Here is a 21,724-nt window from a genome sequence, read left to right on the forward strand (position 1 = left end):
GGCAACCGCAGCGAACCTAAGACTAGGGAAATTGCACCTGCCATCGAACGTCGGTGGGCAAGGGACACGCGCGCACGCGATCAAGTTCCAGCACCACGGCCTCGGTCGATGCGCGCTCGACGAAGCCGGCCATGCCCAGTGTCATGGCCATGATGCGATTTCGTTCATTCGGAACGTAGTTGGCTTCCAGGTGCACGTCATGCTCGAGTGCAAGCTGGGAAAGCATGGCGAGTAATGCGCCTCCCACACCTCGCGCAATGACGCGGCAGGAGACAAGCATTAACTCGATCACCCATACCGTGTCCGTCTTGTTGATAACAAACATTGCCACACTGCCGAGCGAACCGAATCTATCCGCGTAGCCGCCCACAAGTATCCATTTTTCGCGGGTCAGCAGGTACCGCTCCAATAACTCCCGTTCGAAGTAGCGGCCCGACGTATTCATTTGATTGGTGCGGGCGATCAGCTCCTGCAGCCGATCAAGGTCGTCCAGCTCGGCGTGGCGCAAGGACAGCAACATATCCAGGCTTCGTCTAAATTCTGCTTCATGGCCTGTGTGGGCCTCTTCGGCATGCTGACGAAGGAGATTGGATTTGTAGTAGGCGCGCCGCGAACGCGCGTCCGCGCTGAACTCGGTGAGCGGACGATCGGCGATCGATTCCAGCAAAGAGAGGTCTGCCGCATCTATGCAGTGGACGGCGGGAAACGCATGCTGCACCTCGGCGCGCTCATACGGATCGTCATCGACAAATAGGATGGAATTCAATCCAATATCGAGTTTCGCGGCTATGTCGCGAATCGAATTCGACTTGTCTTCAAAGGTAATGTGCGGATGAAAAAAAATGTCGTCCGCAAAGAGTTCGGCGATTTTTTGGCTTGCCAGACTCGCCTCACCCCGGCTGGCTATGGATTGCAGGATGCCGCGCTCGTCCAACGCATGGATGAGGCGGATCACGTTCGCCTTGGGCTTGACCGAGTCGGACTCGAGTAACACGCCTTCCCACAACGTGTTGTCCAAGTCCCATACGACGCACTTGTACACATTAGGTTTCGCAGCACTCATGCCAAAAGGTTCCCATTACGTCTTCAAGCACTTCGTTCGTGCCTTCGATGATCTCGAGTACTTTCGCATCGCGAAAGAATCTCGCCACCGGTGTGGCGCTAGAACAGCCCAATGCGCCCAAGGCTTCCACAGCGTTTCTCGTGGACGCCGCTGCGGCCTTGGCGCAGGCATACTTTGCCAACATACCGGCGCCGACCGACTCAGGACTGCGACAGTCCCTAAGCTCCGCAGCATGCTTGCAAAGCAATTCACTCGAACGTAGATTCACCATCATCTCAGCCATCAGTCGGCGTACGAGCTGATGATCGATGCGTCTTCGCCCGCTTGCGTCAGGCCGGAACATGAACTCCCGAACGATACGATAGCATTGTGCCTGGATGCCCGTAGCTCCCCATGCGGTGACGAAGCGTCCCAGGTCCAAACCCGTGCCCACCATCGCCAGCAATCCACTGCCGATCGGACCGACGACGGCTTCCGGCGAAACCGGCACATCCCGAAACTCGACTTCTGCCACCATCGCCCCGCGCAACCCGAGTAAATCGTGTATAGGGCGTATTGTTATGCACGGATTAGGCAGTTCTACGAGAAATGCCGTCGGTTGACCGTCCACGCATGCCGCCACAAGTATGGCATCGGCGATCCGTGCGCCGGTAATCCATCGCTTTTTGGCGCTCAAGCGAAATCCGGGGCCATCGGCCACCGCACTGGCACAGATCCGCTCCGGATTTGCGCCCGCATCTTCCTCCGAAAGCGCAAAAGCCGCCAGAGCGGTTCCGTCGGCGAACCGTCGTTGCCAGCGACTATTTTGACTTGGCGTCCCCCATCGGCAGAGTACTTCGACGACCAGCTGATGCGCCGTTACTATGGCGCGCGTGGAGGTGCAGCGCCGGCCGAGTTCGTAGTGTAAACGGCCGATTTGACTTGCCCCCCAATCGAAACCGCCGTGTTCTTTCGGCACAGTCGCCCCAAGCAAGCCACTGCGGCGCAAGTGATGCACCAAGCCTGGCGCGAGGGCCTGCTCCGAGTCGGCAGCGCCTGACGCTGCTTCGATTTCGTTCAACAGATCAATCCAGTCCGCTGGAAACATAGAAGTCTTTCCTTAGCCCATCTTCCGAGAGGGATTTTCTTGAGTCGTTGCCAAGAATGCAGCTTGACCCAACCCCTCGTAACGCGCGATATCGGAAATATCCATCTGCATATCGAATTGCGCTTCGGAGAGTATCCGTCGCCAAATAGGTATGGAGAGAAATGGCCCGGGCTGCGCGCATCGAAAATCCGTGCAGCTCAAATAGCCTTCCAAAGGCCCCATGGCAATGAGGTGCCACGGCTCATTGTACAGCGCCTCCATCAGCAACAGAGCGCCATCAGGCGCAAGCAGAGGTTTAAGCCGCTGCAACGCTCCCGCAACCGACTTCGCGCAATGCAAAGCGTTCGCTCCTACGATGAGGTCGAACGGACCTCGACCCTGGAACTGCCCGGCTAGATCTACGGCATCCAAATCCAGCAGCTCGCATGTGATGTGCGGAAACCTATCGCGGATCTCAGGAAAAAAGCTAATAGAAATATCGCTAAAAATATACTCAGTGCCGGCCGGAAGTTGCGGTATCAGCTTCTCCGTCGCCACCCCCAAGCCGCCGCCGATCTCGAGCACGCGTAACGGCCGATCGGCATTTCGGCTGGCGAATGCGGCGCCTAGTTCACTCAGGCAGTCGAGCACCTTCGCCGCTTCTGGCATGTGGCGGTAGGCCATGGACGCGTAGGACTGATCGTCGCCTTCGAACAGGATCTCCAATGCCGAATCGAATCCTTGAACGATCCGATCCATCTTCTTTCCCAATTGAATGACGCAAGAAATCAGCGCCTCGTAGGCGGGTTCGTCGGTCATGCCGCGCAATCGCGCTTCCAATGCCTGCAATTCAGAGTCGATGCGCTCGTGGCTTATTGACGAAAGTCTGGAATCGTCGTCCACGATTTCCTTAAAGTATTGAAACAAGCGTTCATGCTTGGGCAAGACCGCCTCGGGTGCTTCGACATTGCAGCATGTACGAGCCATGATCAGTCGCGCGGCTGCATTTAGCACGGGCGTCAGGTCGGCCAGGCGCGCCCCGCCTGCAGCCTTTCGCCCCGATTCCGAATTCTGCAACGCGGAGACAATCGCGCTTTCCCCTTGCGTCGCCAATTGTTCCGACAAGGCTCGAGCGAACCGGCGAGGCGTTGCCTTTTCCATGAACAGGGTCATCGGCAGACGCACGCCCCAGCGCTTGCGAACCGCCCCCGTGATACGAACCGCCAACAGGGAATCGCCTCCCAGTTCGAAGAACTCATCGTCCGGATCGACAGGCCGTCCCATCATCTCCGTCCAGAGGCCGACGACGAGGTCGTCGAGCGAATTCTTCACGGCAGCTTTAACCGATGATTGATCTCCGCCCGTGCGTATCGAAGGCGCACTGCGCTTGCCGTGCTTTGCGGCACTCAAGCGTTTGACGAAGTCCCCCTTCATGCATAGCACGTGCCCTTGCTGCCCATGTACCAACAGGCTATCCAACAATTCCAGCGCCTCGTCGACGTTGAAAAAATGCTCTCCCAAAGCAAACGCGTCTGCATTATTTCCTGCCCATTTCCACCCATCCCAGCCCAAACTCAGCCACGCGGATCCAGCGCGCGTCCGACTTTGAGCCAATCCGTCTGCAAGGGCACAAGAAGCCGCGTAGCCATAGAGGCCCCGGCCTCCCAGGATCGACGCCGTGCTGGAGAACACGACTTTGAAATCCGGACCATCGGATCCGAACAGCGTGTCGAGCACGGCCATGCCCTGGCAGCGTGTCGCCAATTGTTGATCGATATGTGACGACGACAGCTCTCCTATGGTCGCCACCTCCATCGTCAATCCGGCCAAGTGGAAGATGCCATTGATCTCCGTGACGCCGATTCCAGCCCGGGCAAGACCGCGACTTAACGAATCGGCGTCGCAAACGTCGGCGGCGATCCTTACTATGCCGGAATTGGCCGCAGCGTTGTCCCCTGTGTGGGCCGCCTCTTCAATCGACCTCCCCACCACGATCACGCGCGCACCATAGGTCTCGCGAAGGTGAGCAACAATAGGCGCTCCAAGCATCCCGCCGCCGCCGGTGATCAAGTACGTTGCATCGTTCCTCAACAACGGATGCGCCACGGGTGAGACGATGAGAGGACAAGCTGTACGTTCAAGAAGCTGCCCTTTACGCCACGCGTAAATGCCGCCCATGTCCGGCAGCAGGCGCAGCACGCGCTCCAGTGAATGCCGGTCGCCGCCGAGATCGAGAAACGAGTACGACAGTGCCGGGCATTCTTGCTCGAGCACCAACGTGCATGCCGCAAGCATTTGACCAATGGGACGTCCGGTATCGTTTCGGTCGATCCAAAAGGCTTGATTCGCTACGACGACGAATCGCTTCGCACGCAGCTGCTCCGCTGCTCGTGCGACGCATACGAGAGCACTGGATAGCTGACCTGCTGCGCGGAAGTCATATTTGTCGTAGTCGACTGCATCGAAGTGAAGCACGATATGCCGACTCGAAAATGATTCGAGCAAGGCAGCCAGCTCTTCAGTGGCCGCGGCGGGAATGGTCTGCTGCCCTGCGATGAAGGAATTCGACCCCAGATCAAACCAGACCGCAATATCGTGAGAATTCGAAAGATCGCCCTTTCCCGTCATGTGAATGCGTAGGCAATCGACGTCGCGCGAGCCACGCTGCTGCGAGATGCACGGCTCCCAACCGATCGTGTACGTGCTCGACCGCGAAACACCGACAGACGTGGATCGTGGTGCAGATATCCAGTAGCTTTGGCGTTGGAAAGGATACGTCGGCAACCAGACCCTACGCGGTGTTTGCTGTTTCGCATCGTGATAGCGGCGCCAATCGACCTCCGCACCGTGTGTCCACAGGCGCGCGAGTCCTTTTAGCATATGTTGCTCGCATGCGCCTCCTTCCGGGTCGGCACAGCGCAACGCCGTTACCTGCCCTTGAGCATGAAGGGCGCCAGCGCTGCGCTTGGCAATCGCCGTCAAATCGCCGCCCATCCCGAACTCGATCAGAGTTGTTGGCCCTCGCAAAAATTGATTGTCGAGCAAATTGCGGTACTGAATACATTCGACCAAGTGCCGCATCCAGTAAGCGGCTGAGGAGGCCTGTTCACCTGCATCGGGAAGGCCAAGCAGTCCGGAATCGAAGCGCGCCGTACCCCGGTTCCATTGCACGCCGCCCAGGACAGCCTGGAAGGCAGGCAGCGCAGCAGTCGCGAGCCGCGTATGAAAAGCGCCATTTCCGTCCAGGGGTTTGATCGCTATGTCACGCGCCGCAGCATCCTTGGAAAAACGCTGCAGACTTTGGGCCTGTCCGCCGACCACGCAAAACCCAGGACCGGCGTCTATCGCCACGAATAGGTCATCGGACAGAAATGGGGCGATGGCTTCGGCATCTTCCGAAACGGCCAGCAGGGAGCCGTAAGAGACATCGCTCGCCAGCAGAGCCGCGCGCGCCAAAACCAAACGCAACGCGTCTTCCAGGCTAAAAATCCCAGCCATCACTGCTGCTGCAAATTCACCCAGACTGTATCCGCACCATGCGTCGACTTTTAGCCCCCACGCCACAAACTGCCGCGCCATCGCCACCGACCAGACACAGAGTGCCGCATGTCTAACGGCAAGCGAGAATGGATTCGGTGGCTGTGGGGACATCAGGAAGATGCCACCGGCCATGGGCTGCTCGCTCAGCGCGTGACTGAGTTCAAGCGCGAACTCGGCGCCTTGTTCTCTTTCCGTCCATGCAAGACAGTCATCCACAACACGTAGCAGTTCGGAACAACCAGTCATCGCTACTCGATCGAATCTTGGAATCTCGCCGAGCCCTGGAAATTGTCCAATGACAAGACGAGGCAGCCCTGGAGAGCGGCCGCGCGTTGCGTCGCGCAACTGTGCAACAAGATCCGGCCCATTCCGTTCGACAACGACCGCCCGCCGCACGGACCAATCTGGGCGGCAAGCAGCAAGGGCAAAGGCAACGTCGTGCAGCGACTGCGTCGAATGCGTCTGCAGATGCGTGGCAATTCTATCGCCGAGTGCGTTAGCCGCCGCTTCCTCACGGGCGCTCCAGGCAAGCAATTCGAAGTCCGAAGATGCAGATCTTGTGCGCGGCGAATCTACGTGCCGGGCGAGGATGAAGTGCACATTGTGTCCGCCCAAACCCATTGAGTTGAGGCCGACTTTCGGCACGCCGCCCTCTGGCGCAACCAGTGCCTCCTCGCTGCGAACCACTCGCAACTGCGCAGCGTCGCCCTCCAGTTCTTGCAGAGACTGGCGGCAATTGATGGACGGCGGTATACGACCGTGATATGCAATAAGCGCGGCCTTGATCAGCCCGGCGACACCCGAAGCGACATCGAGATGGCCGATGTTGGATTTCACGGAGCCGATCCAACACGGGGCGGTGCGGCGCGCATTGGCGTATGTCGCCAGCAGGCCACGGACTTCAGTGCGGTCACCCAGACGAGTGCCGCTTCCGTGGGCCTCGATATAGCCCACCTCCTCCGCTCGCGTGCGAGCCACGGTGAGAGCCTCCCTGGCGGCCCGTGCAACGCCCTCGGCGGTCGGTGCTGTCATGCCCGCTCGTGCCCCGCCGTCGTTCGTCATCGCTGAACCCAGCACGACAGCGTGGATTGGATCGCCGTCGTTGATGGCGTCTTCGAGTCGCTTCAACAGCACCACCCCCGCCCCAGCGGAAGGCACCGTGCCGCTAGCATCCCGATCAAAGCTTCGCACATTTCCGTCTGACGAAAAAATGAGATTGGGTTCGTAGTAGTATCCGTCCCCTCGGCTGACATCGATCGCAGCCCCGCCGGCTAACGCCATGTCGCATTCGCCCAACAGAAGAGACTGGACGGCGAAATGAACCGCAGCCAGCGAACTGGCGCATGCTGCCTGCACCATGACAGCCGGACCTTTCAGATCGAGTTTGTAGGCAACTCGCGCCGCGAAGAAATCCCGATCGTTTGCCAGCAGCAACTCGAGCCGCTCGCCATCCTTCGCATGGGCATGCGTAGGATAGACATTGTCAGCCAGATAGGTGGAAAACCCGGCGGACGCGTAGACGCCGATACGCTTGCGGTCACGACTCTGGAGATGCCCGGCGGACTCGAGAGCTTCCCAGGCGCATTCGAGAAAAAAGCGCTGCTGCGGGTCGATGAGCTCAGCCTCGCTCGGGCGGAACTCGAAAAAAGCGGCGTCGAATGCGTCGATATCGCGGAGTTTTCCACAAACGTCAACAAACCGGTCCTCCTCGCCGCTGGAACTGTCTTGCAAGCCCGGGCCGCGCGTGAGGCAATCGCGTCCTGCCAGCAGCAAATGCCAGTATTCTTCCAGGGTTTCGGCTTGCGGGGCTCGCAAGGCCATCCCAATGATGGCTATAGCTTCGTCGTTCATTGATTTGATTCTTCGTCAGTGCGCCGCCGCCGCATAGCCGTCGTGCTGACGGGGCGGCGATTTTCCAATATGGAATGGTTCGATCCTTGCAATCGCTGCGCGAGATGCGCCACGCCGCCGGTATGCAGCAAATCGAGGACGTCTATCGATAATCCGGTCCGTTGGGACACGGCGCGCTGCAGCCTTACCAATTGCAGCGAAGTGCCTCCATAATCGAAGAAACTGGTATGGATGTCATCGACAGCGCGCCCGAGCACCTCTTGCCAAGCCGCTGCGATTTGTATTTGCAAAGCGTCGCCCAACGCCGGCAAAACAGTGGCGCGAGGTGCATGTCGTCTCATGTCTTCCGCGATTGACACAACGCAGGCTTTGCCGCTGCCATTGAGCGGTAGATGGTCGAACCATTTCAGGCGCACCGGTATGGCGTGTGCTGGAACGCCCTTGGCCAGCAATTGCCGGCGCAAATCGATGTCCGTCGCGTTTGCCTCATCCCCCGACGTCGCAACTAGCGCGGCCCAGATTTCCTGCTCTCCCTCATCTCCGGCAAGTGCAAACGCGAACGCTTGGCGTACGCCGGAAAGGTCGAGCAAGTGCGCCTCGACTTCCGCCAATTCCAATCGATGCCCTTTTATCTTGATCTGCCGATCGAGTCGCCCCCTGAACTCCAACGTGCCGTCGGCGTTCATTCGAGCTCTGTCGCCAGTACGATAGAACTTTTGTCCTTGCGCCTGTCCCGGCAACGAAACGAAACGTTGGGATGTGAGTTCCGGATCCCCGAAATAACCGTCCGCAAGGCCGCTACCACCAATGAAAAGATCGCCATCGTCGCCGCGAATGGTGGGTTGCAATTCGTGGTCCAGAAGCAACAGTATCGTGTTGGGAAGCGGCCTTCCTATTGGAGCCGATCCCGTTGCGGGCGCAACGCCTGAGGAACTGATTTTTTGCACTACGGAAAACACGGCTGTCTCCGTCGGCCCGTATCCGTTCCATAGATGTTCTCCACGACGCAGAAGCTGTGACGCCAGATTCCAGTCCAGGCGCTCTCCACCGCTGATCATGCGCAAGCCGACGTTGCCTTGCCATTGCGACGCCACCAGGTTGCTGTACCACGATGGCGTGCCCTGAACCACGGTGATGCCGTTGCTTCGTATTGCCGCATCGAACCGCTCGCCATTCATCGAATCCTCCTTGCCAAGCAACACTGTTTTTGCGCCAATCATCAAAGGCAGCCATATTTCAAGTGCAGCCATGTCGAATCCGATAGATGTCGTCGCCGCGAACGCATCGGCTGAGTTCAATTCCAATTCCGCCTGCATGGCGTACAGCAAGTTCGATAGGCCTGCAGAGGTCACGTCCACGCACTTTGGCCGCCCGGTGGTACCGGAGGTGAATATGCGATAGGCGATGCGAGGCCCTGCGCGTTCCGGGGCGGCGGCCCTCTCCAGTTGAGACAGGAACGCTTCGTCGACGGTCATCACGGAGGCGCTGGCGCTGACGAGCTGTTCAACTCTTGATGCAGGCAAGGTGTCGGGGACTGGCGCGTAGAAGCAGCCGGCGCGCCAAATACCTAATAGCGCAGCAACCATATCGAAGTTGCGCTCAAGCTGTAGCGCGACACACGCATTGTCGACCACACCAAGGTTTCGCAATTTTGCGGCAATAGCGGCACTTCTTTGATCGAGCTCCCTGTATGAATGCGCTCCGGAACAATCAATGACCGCGACACTGTCGGGATGTTCGAGCGCGCAGCGAACCACGCTCGAAGGCAAGTCGTTCCAGGGCGAAGACTCCGCTTTGCCGAATAGTGGCTCGGTGCGCGCGAGTGCACCGTATACGACGTGATCAGGCGAATTGGCTACGGCGATGGCCACTTCGGCGTAATTTCGCGCCACATCCTCAATGACTTGTTGCGAAACCAGTTCCACCCTGTATTCCAACTTCACCAGTACCTGGGCTGGAGTGCACACGACATCGCAGCGGAGATCGAAAGGCAACTCCGGAATCGCCGTCGACAGCGATTCGGCCGATACCCCGGCAAATGAAAACGTTTCGCCCGAGGTTCCGAAAATCAAAGCCGCATGCCCAGACGAGTCGGCTCGGTGAGTCATGAACAGTGTTTCGAAAAGAGGTAAGACGCCGGCTCTGCGTGTGGGACGAAGGTATTCAACGAGACGCGAAAACGGGTAAGCGCGACAATCGCTCATGTCGGCCACGAGGGCCCTGATCTGCGCGATGAGCCCAGATACGCTCATCTCCGGCTGGAGTCGAGCACGAACAGGCGTTAGGTTTGCGTAATTGTCCACCGTTGCATAGTCAGCTTCTTCCTCCCTGCAATCCGCGGCGCAACCGACCACCAAATCATGTTCACCGGTGGTTCGCGCCAGGGCAACAAAGAAAAGAGCAAGCAGAACGACGTATTCAGTCGTGTGAAACTGGCGGCATATCTCGGGCAGCGATCGATGCAATGCATCGGGAAGGACTAGTGTGAGCGACGCTCCAGCAGCAGCGAGCGATTCGCGCGGCTTTCCGTGCAAATCCAGGTACGGAAGCGGCTCGAGCAAGTGTCGTTTGAAAGTGGCTTCCGCGTGCAGCCTTCGAGCACCTGATAGCCATTGAATCTCCCGTCGCGCCTGCGCGCCTAAAGCTCCGGCTGGAATTGCACAAACGCTGCCGCCGAACGCGGGCGCGATCGCCCGGAGCAGCAACTCGACCGATTGCTGGTCGCTGACCAAGTGGTGTGCACGGACAAAGACAGCTGTCTTGCCAGGCAACCACAGCAGAGCGACTTCGACCAACGGCGCCGACGACACGTCCCACGGCTCGGCACAACGTTGTGCGACCCAGTCGACCGCTTGCTCCATGCGCTGGAAGTCCTGCTCGAGTACAAGCGGTTGTTCATCGCAGCGCATCTGCCACTGTGCTGAATCTGACAGCTCGAAGCGCGCGCGCGCCGCATCGACCGAAGAAAGCAGACGCTCAACATGCAGCCGCACGTCGTGGCAATTAGGGTTCGATGGAAACACCAGCGTTCTTGCAATCGTATGCCGGCTCGATAACGGATGCGCTTGATGAAGCAGTAGCAGTGCCTGTTGCCCTTCGGATATATCGTATGATCGTCGTTGGTTTTGCGCAGGCGGAACCGGAACCGGAACCAGCGCATCAGCGATTTGCCAGAGGGTCGCATCGTTATAAAGAAGCTGGCTTGGAAATACAAGGCCTGCTTTCCCTCGAAGCAGAGCGGATAGTCGGCTGGCTCCTAATGAATCGAGCCCTAAAGCCGTTAGGTGAGACTGCCAGTCGCCAATCGTCAAATCACGACCAAGGATCAACGCCAGCACGGTCTCAAAATCCTCCCGTGCTCCGACTTTCTGCGCCGTTCTCGGTGCGGCCACGTGATGTTCAAATAGCGTGGAAAGCTTGTGCTCAAGAAAAAGCTGCTTGCATAGCATCCGCTGAATTTTGCCGCTCGTAGTGCGTGGCAGCGATCGATGGTAAACAGCAACGACGCTGAATAGGCCAATATCAAAATCCTCGGCTACCTTCCGCCGGATAAAGTCGGCCATCGCCTCCAGCGCTTCCTGCTTCGTGTGACGATGCACTTCGATCACAAGCACGACCTGTTCTTCCCCCTCTACCTCGACCGAGAACGCGGCGCTTGCCTGGGGCCGGTGGGGTTCTTTTACTTCGAAAACTGCGTGTTCTAGGTCCGTCGGGTACAAGTTGCGTCCGCGAACGATCATCATTTCCTTAGTGCGGCCACAGATGGTGAGTTGCCCGTCCGCGAAATACCCCAAATCTCCAGTGCGCAGAAGCGGCCCGAGCGAATCAACAAGCATCGTGTCGGTGTCGGCATCCGCCCCCCAATAGCCGACAGTTACCGACGGCCCACCGACACATATCTCACCGATGCGGCCAGGCTCATCGAACAATGTGCCACTGATGGAATCGAACAGCCTTATACGGGCTGGCGACACCGGCGCGCCCAGTCCGACACGGCTCTTGCCATCCGGACCGGCAGCAAGCTGAAAAGGTTCTTGTCTGCCGACGGCGCTTACGATCAAAGTGGCTTCCGCCAGCCCATAACATGGCTTGAATGCTTCCATGCGAAAGCCGTGGCCACTGTAACGATCCGAAAATAGCCGCATCGTCTCCAGGCTGACCGTTTCGGCTCCGTTGAACGCGACAGACCAGTTGGACAGGTCCACTCCGTCGAGCCGGGTGGCATCATAAGAACGCGCGCATAGCTCAAAGGAAAAGTTCGGGCCGCCGGCGGTCGTGGCTCGATAGCGGGAGATCGCCATGATCCAAAACAACGGGTCGCGAACGAATGTCATTGGCGACATAAATGTACTTGTTATCCCGCAGAACAGCGGGTGCATGATCATGCCTACCAGCCCCATATCGTGATGCAAAGGCAGCCAGCCGAGCCATGAACTTGAGGCATCTTGTGCGAAGACGTCCTGGATCATCCGAGCATTCGCGAGCAAGTTCGCATGCCCGACGATGACGCCTTTGGGACGCCGCGTGGAACCCGACGTGTACTGAAGATAGGCGATCGGGTTTTGTCGTGCCGAGCCAGGCCGCTCTCCGGGATAGGCGCTTTCGCGCACACCGGGATAAACACGTACCGCTCGCACACACTCAAGATCACCAAGCGCAGCCATATCAGCGGGAGAATCGACGACCACTGCGGCTGCATCGCAAGCGACGAGCATCTCGACAAAGCGCGCACGCATGCGCGCTCTGGGGGCCATGTAAGGCACCGCAACGGCACCTGCAAAGAAACAGCCTAGAATAGCCACCACATAGTCGATGCCTGAACTGCAAGCAATGATGACGCGTTCGTGCGACATCTCATCCAACAACAATCTTTTGCCGAAGCTACGAAAGCGCTCGCACAGCTCGGTATAAGTTATTTCGTCCGCAGCCGCGTCTGGATCTTTCAGAAACCGTAAGGCGATGGCGTCGGGCTGACGCTGTTCGTGCCGCTCGATGGCGTCAAGCAACGTCAACATCAATATTTCCTCGCTAAGAGATCGATTTTGCCGGATGTAGCATCTTCAAGCATCGTTCGGCAGACGGCCACTTCGTCTATCGCAGTGGCGAGTGTGCAGATAGCGTCGGCGCCAACATCGACTGCGAAAAGGCTTGCGGCAGGCATCGGATTTTCGCAACACCTTACTCGACCTTGCCGATAGCCCTTTTTCCATTCCACCTGGATACGGCTCGGATCGATCGACAATCCCGTACCAATGAGCTTCATAAAGGCTTCTTTAGCGGTCCAGTAGGCGAAAAATGCCCGTCCGCGCTGTGCCGGCAGCTCTCGCACCAAGGCCGCGCGTTCGTCACTGGTCAAGACAATGGGCGCAAGTTCGGCGTAGATACGCTCGCCATCCTCGTCTCTCTCGATGTCGATGCCGACATTGGTCGATGTGGACAAAGCAATCACGGCTGCGTTTTGGCAATGCGCTACGTTGAAATCGAGGATACCTGAGGGATTCGCCAAAAAGGGCCTCCCTTGCTCTCCGTAGTCGATGCGGACATCGTCTGCCGCGATCCCCGCGCTGCTGCCGAGCAGCCGCCGCAGCGCGGTTCGGCATACCGCGAACCGGCGCCCATGAAGCGGAGAAACAAACGCGTGCATCTTCGTCGATTCTCGCTCGTCCAAAAGGATGCCGCTAGCGTCGTTCGAAAGAGCCGCCGCATCGAGGTCCAAGGAGCAAATCCAGACGACCGGCGTGGGCGCAGCCGAAGCTTGGGAATGCATTTCCGTGAACCTCGATACTGCGTTCGGGTGTGCCATCGACGACCGCAACCCGAGCCTAAAGCCGGAGCTCGGTGTTCGCTGCACCCGGCAGCCGATGTCGGTGTAACAAAGCATCCGCCCAGCCCTGCGGTGTCGGGTTTTCGAGCAGATCCCGCAGCGGCGCCGAAAAGCCCAAAATCCGAGACGCTCGTCCTGACGCGCGGACAGCATGCACGGAATCGCCTCCTGAACGGAAAAAGTTCGTATCGGCTTTCATCTCGGCTCCACCCAGTACTTCGCTTAAAATACCGGCAAGAACATCCCGCAGCCGTTCGATCTCGCCGAACGCTGGCGCATTAGTTCTGCTGAGATTTGCTTGCTCCCCCTGCGTCTCTGCTTCGACCGCCGGTGTTTCGTCGTGCTCCGCTGCAGTGGCTCCGCCTACGATAGTGTGCAGATAGACGTGTCCATCGGCCGCGCCGACCGCATTATTCCATCCATGCGGAGCGGGCCACCCAACCTGACACATTCCTATTCCGTATTGAGGCGCCCAGGTCTCGAGGGTCTGGGCGATAAGCCCGGCTTCGATCAACGCGAAATCACGGGAACGCTCGCCATAGATCGGCTCGATTGCGTCCATGCAAGCGACTAGCATGATGGCGAATCCGTCTTTCAGTGCTGACGCGGATGGAAATTCGCAGGCCTCGCCGGTGCGATTGAGGGCATGACGATCCGGATTGTAGTAGTAAGTTCCCGCGTCCAGCCCTTCCACGTTACCGTGCTGGAGCGACACATATATCTGGACCGGATAGAGACTGCCTGCCGAACCGTAAGCACGTTTCGGAACGAAACGGTCCGCATGTGGAACATCGGCGAGGCAATCCAAAAGCGCGCCAAACGCTTCCTGAGAAATCGCTCTCTGGTAAAAACTCTTGCTCGAGTTTCGTTGCAAAGCGAGCCGTTGCGCTCGTTTCTCGCTCGGCAATGTGATCTCGAAGTCCATGCCGCGCCTGAGCGCTGGCCGGCTGCGATACATGCTCATATAGTCCGATGCCGGGTTCGTGGCGGGCGTTTGCTCCTTTCCTCCGAGTAAGGGGACCTTCGATACCCACGCACCCTCACTGCCTTCGGCGAGGGCTTCGATGGCGGCGACATAGCTGTTGAACAAGGTGTGAATCGCATCATAATCGAACAGGTCGCTGCGAAAATCCCAGGTGACGACGAGCGCGCCCGCTTCCTCGCTTACTTGATGATCGAGCCAAACCTGTGGAGTTTGCGAGAGAGAGAAAATCTCCTTCGCGGGAAAGTCGGAAACTGAGCCGTCTGACTCGCTTATATCGAGGGTGCTCGTGAAAACTACCGGCGCTGTGATCGCCCTGTGTGATGCGGCCATGCGTATCACCTCAATGGCAGAAAGGTCAGCATGCTCCATTATTTCGAAAAGTGAAGACTGGATGACTTTTGCATTGGCAAGAAAATCATTGCGATCCTGCCACGCACACGGCAGCAGCATCAACGAAGTGAAATCTCCCACCAGATGACGAATATCGGGATGCACATCGTCGCGATCGAAAAAGGTCGCGCTTAGCAGGAAGCGCTCGTCTGCGCCGCCACGTCTCAGGACGGCGCAGAAAGCGGACAATAGGGTACAGACCGCCGTAAGGCCGTTATCTGCAGCGCGCGACCGCAGCGAGGACCATGAAGCATTGGAAAATATGTGTCTACAGCGCTGAAACTTGCGCGCCGATTGCACCTCGTCGCGGCGAGCCCGGAGGCTCGGAGCAGCAGGCAGATCGCCGAGTTTGTGCCTCCAGAACTGCCTGCTGCATTCGCGCTTTGCGGAATGTGCGTGGGCTTCGCGCCATAAGACCCAATCTTTGAAGCTTGCGCTCAGCGTCGGCAATATTCGATTCGGTGCGTGATACAGCTGCGCAAACTCGCGCATCAGTATCTGCATGCTCCACGCATCTCCAATCAGCAGATCCATGCTTATGTGCCAACGCGTCCCGACGTCGTCGCGGCTGACCGCGAATTCGAACAGAGGCCACACGCCGGGATCCAAGACTTGATGAGACAACCTTTGACGGAGTTGGTCGCGGCGCGATGCGACCATATCGCCGTTCTCCCCTCGCAGATCGACTATGGCAATTTCAATATTCGGCACGGAGCCCAGAACCCGCTGCCTTGCATCCTCGGTGAACACGGTGCGCAACGCAGGATGTCTCTGCACCAATGCATTCCACGCCCGCTGACAACGGTCGACATCGAGATCGGGAACTTCGAGTTCTAGATAAATATGCGGTGCGAGCCCGCCAAGATCCAAATCGTTCCGTCGACCGAGCCAGTAGGCTTGCTGCAGTGGCAGCATGGGAAATTCCTCATCCAGCGACGTACCGCAGACGAAGACGCTTTCCTCGACGGACGTGCCGGAACCCTGTTTTCTCCAGATAAGCTCGGCCAAAGCGACCACACGCGTATCGGCGACCACTTCGCGCAGCGCACAGTCGACATCGAAGCGTTCGCGAAGGCGTCGATGAAGGCGTATCAGTTGTATGGAGGTACCGCCCAATCTGAAGAAATCGTCCTCCAGGCATGGAAAGCAACAGCCGAGGATTTCCGCAACGGCCTCGCACACTCCGCGCTGTGTCTCGGTGAGGGCCTCGCTTTTTGGTGCCGCAAGCTCATCCGGCTGGGGCAAGGCGTCCCTGTCTACCTTGCCATTGGAAGATAAGGGAATTTCTTCCACGCACAAAATGCGATGGGGGATCAAGTAGGACGGCAGTTGTTGCCTGAGTCGCGCCAATTGCTCCTGTTCGTTGAAGAGAGAGTCGGGCGACGAGGCAACATAGGCGACGATGCGCTTGTCCCGCACGACGACACAACTAGCCTGGATGTCTTCATACGCTTCCAGAGCCGTTTCGATTTCTTTCAGCTCTATCCGGAACCCGTTTATTTTAACCTGTCCATCTTCGCGACCTAGTAGTTCAATTGTTCCGCCTGGCATGCGCCGGCCGAGGTCTCCAGTGCGATAGAGCCGAATGCCATGGCTGTCCACAACGAAGCGGTCCTCTGTTTGCGCTTCATCGCGCCAATAGCCGTTGGCCAGGCCATGTCCGCCAATGCAGATCTCCCCCGTCACCCAGTCGGGCAACCGCAATAGCTCATCGTCGTAGACATCGATCGTCTGCCCACCGAGTGCCTTGCCGTAAGGGATGCTGGTCCACGATGGGTCCACTTGGTCGATCCCATGGTAGACCGACCATATAGCTGCTTCGGTGGCTCCACCGAGACTCACAACACGCACGCCCTCAAAGAGGGCCTCGATGCGCGAAGGTAGCGTGGTCGGAATCCAGTCGCCGCTCAAAAGCACCAGGCGCAAGGAACGGGGCGCAATGGCATTGGAAGTTTCCAGATATTCCACCAGCATGAGCATTAGCGCCGGAACCGTATTCCATACGGTGACGTTTGCGTGCTCCATCAAAGCCACCCACGCTTGCGGATCGCGTAAGTCGTCCGCTCCGGGCAGCACGACGGCACCGCCGACCGCGACCAAGCCGAAGATGTCATATACGGAAAGATCGAAACTCAAGGAGGAAATCGACAATACGCGATCGGTTTCAGTCACGCCGAAGCGGCGATTGATATCCACGATGGTATTGTGCACGGCGCCTTGCCGCATCGCGACGCCTTTAGGCTGTCCGGTGGATCCCGAAGTAAAAATGACATAAGCCAGATCATCGACCGTGCGTGATTCCCCCAGGCCGCCGGCGCGCGCATCATCGTTGCCGGGAATCGTTATGCACCTGCATTCGGGTGGGAGCAAACCCTCGCCGCTCCAGGCGGACTGGGTCAAGGCCATGTTGATGTCGCATCTGGCAAACAGCTGATGCACACGAGCGATCGGCAGATCGGGAGAAATAGGAACGTATACGAGCCCCGCCTGCGTCGTCGCAAGCGTCGCGACCACCTGTTCCCATCCCTTATGCATTACGACAGCGACTCGATCGCCTTTTTTTGCGCCGGCGGCCAAGAGCGCCGCGGCCGTCGACACGGCATAGCGTGCGACCTGGGCATGCGAAAGCGTTAGTTCCGGCGTGACAACCGCGATTCGATCACCGAAGTGCGCCGGAGGGTATATAGGCAGCAATCCTTCGGCAGCCGGTTGATCCAAGGTTGACGGCTCGGTCGATGGCCGGCTCGACTCCCATCCCGTGCCTCGGGCCAAGGCTTCCAGACGCTCGCAGTGATGAGAGAACATCTCTTCCAGCAGACCTTCCGGCCATAGCCCTTCAACCGCATCCCAGCAAAGCAGAACCCCTTCGGCGGTTTCCACTACCTGATGGTCAATCCATACCTGCGGCGTTTGGGTGATTCCGCCGACCAACACCCAGTCCTCAACAGAGGCCGTCTTGCCCAATAGACTGGTAAAGACTACCGGGAGTCCGCGGACCCTATCGTCTTGTTCGCGGTTCAGCTGCTGGCGCAGCGACATCGTCGAGGTTGATCCGAAGTTCGACAGATCCGTCCAGAGCGTCTTCTGCAGCGTTTCGGCTTGCTCGCTAAAGGTCGATTGCCCAGCCACTTCGACGCAAAAGGGCAGCAGACCGGTAAAGTCCCCTACGATGTGGTTGATTTGCGGGTGCCACTCCGGACGTTGAAAAGTAGTGACGCCCAAAACGAAGGCTTTGTGGCGAGACCATGCCGCTAAAGTCAGGCAGTACGAAGCCAGGAAGACGGCTGTCGGGCTTAGGTTCCGCTGGGTCGCCTGTGCCTTTAGATTCTGCCAGCCAATCCGATCGAGCATGGTCTGCAAACGACGAAACGTCGGGCGATCCAATTCCGATGGATGGCATGCGAGTGGCAAACCAGGCGGCCCGGAAGCCCCCCTCAATCGCTGCTGCCAGTAGCTATCGGATAGATCGCTTCCGCGACTGCGCAACCGGCTCAGGCGCGTACAGTAATCGCGAAATGAATACCGTAGAACCGGTAAAAGATGCTCATACCCGCGATAGCATTGCAGCAGTTCGGAAAAAATGAGTTGTATGCTGTCGCCATCGGCTGCAAGAACATTGAATTCGGCATGAAACCGCCAACGACCCTGCGGGGTGGTTGAAAATCCACACTGAAACAGCGGCCAGGTACCGGCGTCGTGCTTTTTCTGCGAGAAGCGCTCGACAACCGCCCGCTCTTCGATTTGCCCGAATCGCTCGATGCGGACAGGCGGCACGGTCTCAAGAACGTGTTGGCCAAGCTCTAGCGAAAAAATGCTGCGCAACGCTGCATGCCTGGCGACGACGGCGTTCCATGCTTTCTCGAACCGATCGGCATCAATGTCACCGACATCGAAGACGAAGTAGGCGAGACAAGGGATATTGCCGATGTGGTAAGAGTCTGATTGGCCCACCAAGTAGGCTTCTTGCATGGAACTGAGGGGAAACCACGCGTCGACGTCTATCGGAAGGGCCAGACTGGCTGTGCCCGGACTCTCTTTCTCCGACGCGTGTGCGGCCATTGGCTTGTTATCCGTACCTATGTGCTTCATACCGCGCACCATTCAGGCCTGACGCGCTGCGAGACGGCGCCCTTTTTTTTCAGCCGCACTTGGCATGCGGAATCGATGGATGTCTGCAAGCTCTCGAACAGGGCAAGGACCTCCTCGTAGTGCTCGCGAATGTACGGGCGTTCCCACGCACTTGTAACGACAAGTACCGATCCGCGCTTTGGATCGATCAGGATAAACTGCCCATACATTCCCATCGCTACGACCGTTAGATCGGGAGATCGCCGCAGCCACCATTGATAGCCGTAGCCTAAATCGGCGCCAGGAACGATGCCCCTTCCGGCAGATAAATTGCCGAATTCGGCAAATTGCCGCTGTGGCGTAATGGCATCCCTTATCCAAGCGCGGGAAACAATGCCCCCGTCCTCTCGCTTCTTTTCTGCATCGGCAAAGACCATTCCAAACCGTGCGAGATCTCGCGCGCGTGCGGAGAATCCTCCCGCACTGACTTCTCGCCCGTCCGGTGCGTCCAATACCCAGTACGCGTCCGCCTCCGCCCCTACCCTTGACCAAAGCTCCTGCGAAGCAAAATCCGCTAAATGCTCATGGGTGGCGCTTTCCAATACCGCTCCCAACACTTCGGTATCAGCGCTGGAGTATCGAAATACCGTTCCAGCGGGTCGCTCACTCCCGAACGAACGAACGTACTCGTATAACCCACCTTGGTTTCGGTTCACCAGGCCGAAGAACTTAGCGATACTAGAATTCGGATCGTCGTAGTTCTCGTTGAACGACGTACCCGACGCCATCATCATCAGATCGCGAATGCGCACGTCGCGATAGGCGGTATCGGCGAGATCTTTTTTATACGCGTCGACCCGATCATCCACGCTTCCGATCAAATGCCGGTCTATGGCGACTCCAACAAGCGTGGAGACTATGGATTTGGTGATGGAAAACGTCAAAAAACTGGTTTCCTCGTTTGCCCCGCCCGCGTAGCGTTCGAGCAACAAGGTATTGTTGGAAGCGAACACAACAGCTTTCGCGCGAGTTCGGCGCATGAACTCGTCAATCGATCTGGGTTGCCCTGCAAAGGTGTACCGAAGCGCCGCAGAGATATCGGCGTGCCGAAATTCTCTCGCCAGCTTTGCGCTGTGTGCGACGGTACGCACCGGAAATACTTCTTGAATGTGCTGGAAGGAGCAATCGGCATACTCGCTCCTCATCCATGTGTTTTTATCGCCGACCTGGCAGTCGCTCGACGAGGCGAATGCATACTGTGCGCTGCAAGTAGTAAGCAAAACAGCGAATATACGTCCAAACGAAACAGCATTCATGCAGTTTCCTTTCTATAGAGCGCATTACTGCGTCTAGGAAGCTAGCTTCCGGCCTTTACTTCGGGCAAATGAGAGTTCACCAATGCGGCGATTTTTCCGACCGTCTCAAAGTTTTCGCGTCGAAGTTCGCTATTTGCTACTTTGATCGACCATCGCTTCTCGATAAAAAGCAGCAACTGCATGGCGACAAGCGAGGTGATCGTGCCTATGCGAAAGATGTCCTCGTCTCTGCCCGGAGGAGCTCCGAAGTTGTAACGTTTGAGATAGTGAGCGACCTCTTCCTCAATCTGGTCAGTCATATTCGTAGAAGCCTTTTCCTGATTTTTGTCCAAACAAGCCCTTATCGACCATTTCGACGAGCAGTTGGGCCGGTTTGAATTTCTCCTGGCCGAACGCCTTGAACAGAGCGTCCAAAGAGAACAAAACCGTATCCAGCCCGATAAGATCGGCCGTGGCCAGGGGGCCAGCCTTCCAGCCGAAGCAATGAAAGAAAAGCTGATCAATTGTCGACACATCGGCTACGCAGTCTTGCAAACAGAGTATGGCCTCATTCACCGTCAGCATGTAGATCCGGTTGGACACGTAGCCCGGCATGTCGCCAACGTGCAGCGCTCGCTTTCCCATGAAAGCGAGCAATCTCTCCGCCTCGTTACGAGTTGTTGTCGATGTGTTCTCGCCGGCCACGACTTCCGCGTACGCTATCAAAGCTACCGGATTCATAAAATGAATGCCGATCACGCGCTCGGCTCGCCCCGTCCACGACGCCACCTCACTGATCTTAAAGGTCGAGGAGTTCACGACAAATATTGTCGCTGGCCTGCACGCCGCGTCGAGCTCTCGGTATAGCGACCTCTTTTCCTCGGCGCGCTCGACGATATTCTCGATCACAAGGCTCGATGCGCTCAGGTCGCCGATGTCTCCCGAGACGCGGATGCGCAGCGCGGCGTATTGATCCTGGGGCACACCTTGCATCAATGCACGCATTCGAATCAATGCCTGAATTTCATCTCCACAGCGCTCAAGCACGTGCTTGTCGGAGTCGTAAAGAATCACCTCCGCGCCGCGCGCGGCAAGCTCCGCCGCGATGGCCCTGCCCATGACGCCAGCACCTGCAACTCCGATATGGGTTTGCACTGCATGACTGACGTCGCGACGGTCGTTCGGCTTTTGCGAAGATGTCGCGCTGTAGCTTACTTGCATGGGACGGAATCACCTTATTCGCAATGTGGAATGTCGGGCTTCTACGAACTGGCAAGAGTAGCTTCGGGTCGGAGAATTGGCACTGTTGCTGTCACGAGACGCGTGCCTTGGCCCCTACAAGAGCAACCGAAGGCGGCACACGAGATCCCGACAGCGCAAACAGCGCAACATCCTACGACAACACGCTAGTACAGACGAAGCAGTTTATACACAGCAGCGTTGATCTGCCAACGCTGCTAATCGAGCTTGCGAGCGGCGCGGGAATCGCACGCCCCCGGTCGCGCCGCATTGGATCTACGGTGTGCGCGGTCCGAAGCGAATGCGCCGCCTTTCCCGTTATAGTATTTTTCAACTCGGCCGCCGAGGGTTGTGTGCGCATCCGCACAGATCGGCAGCCATCCTGAGCGCGACTCTTGGAAAA

The 21,724-nt window shown here is 57.8% G+C and carries 9 protein-coding genes; all 9 read right to left on the minus strand.

Going from position 1 to position 21,724, the window contains the following annotated elements:
- Positions 1–22: 22 nt before the first annotated feature.
- Positions 23–1,063, minus strand: a complete 1,041-nt coding sequence (locus QMG46_RS15430) for an HAD-IIIC family phosphatase (protein WP_281848718.1) — start codon at positions 1,061–1,063, stop codon at positions 23–25.
- Positions 1,044–2,150 carry an acyl-CoA dehydrogenase family protein gene (locus tag QMG46_RS15435; protein WP_281848719.1) on the minus strand — a complete coding sequence of 369 codons (1,107 nt, stop codon included), beginning with the start codon at positions 2,148–2,150 and terminating at the stop codon, positions 1,044–1,046. Before QMG46_RS15435 ends, QMG46_RS15430 begins: the two co-directional genes overlap by 20 nt.
- A 12-nt stretch (positions 2,151–2,162) precedes the next feature.
- Complete coding sequence (locus QMG46_RS15440) at positions 2,163–7,520, minus strand: type I polyketide synthase (RefSeq protein WP_281848720.1); 5,358 nt, start codon at positions 7,518–7,520, stop codon at positions 2,163–2,165.
- A complete protein-coding gene (locus QMG46_RS15445; protein ID WP_281848721.1) occupies positions 7,517–12,535 on the minus strand; it encodes a non-ribosomal peptide synthetase in 5,019 nt (1,672 codons plus the stop codon). The genes QMG46_RS15440 and QMG46_RS15445 overlap by 4 nt, the downstream gene beginning before the upstream one ends.
- Positions 12,535–13,236, minus strand: coding sequence for a 4'-phosphopantetheinyl transferase family protein (locus QMG46_RS15450; RefSeq protein WP_281848722.1), 702 nt, complete (start codon positions 13,234–13,236; stop codon positions 12,535–12,537). The genes QMG46_RS15445 and QMG46_RS15450 overlap by 1 nt, the downstream gene beginning before the upstream one ends.
- A 106-nt stretch (positions 13,237–13,342) precedes the next feature.
- Entirely contained in the window at positions 13,343–18,808 is a 5,466-nt protein-coding gene (locus QMG46_RS15455; protein ID WP_281848723.1) for a non-ribosomal peptide synthetase, read from the minus strand.
- Positions 18,805–20,103, minus strand: a complete 1,299-nt coding sequence (locus QMG46_RS15460) for a serine hydrolase domain-containing protein (RefSeq protein ID WP_281848724.1) — start codon at positions 20,101–20,103, stop codon at positions 18,805–18,807. The genes QMG46_RS15455 and QMG46_RS15460 overlap by 4 nt, the downstream gene beginning before the upstream one ends.
- 41 nt (positions 20,104–20,144) lie before the next feature.
- Positions 20,145–20,402 (minus strand): acyl carrier protein, encoded by a 258-nt coding sequence (locus QMG46_RS15465; protein WP_281848725.1) that lies wholly within the window; start codon positions 20,400–20,402, stop codon positions 20,145–20,147.
- Positions 20,395–21,303, minus strand: coding sequence for a 3-hydroxyacyl-CoA dehydrogenase family protein (locus QMG46_RS15470; RefSeq protein WP_281848726.1), 909 nt, complete (start codon positions 21,301–21,303; stop codon positions 20,395–20,397). Before QMG46_RS15470 ends, QMG46_RS15465 begins: the two co-directional genes overlap by 8 nt.
- Positions 21,304–21,724 lie beyond the last annotated feature (421 nt).

It is taken from the genome of Dyella sp. GSA-30 (genome assembly GCF_027924605.1).
In the GTDB taxonomy this organism is placed as follows: domain Bacteria; phylum Pseudomonadota; class Gammaproteobacteria; order Xanthomonadales; family Rhodanobacteraceae; genus GSA-30.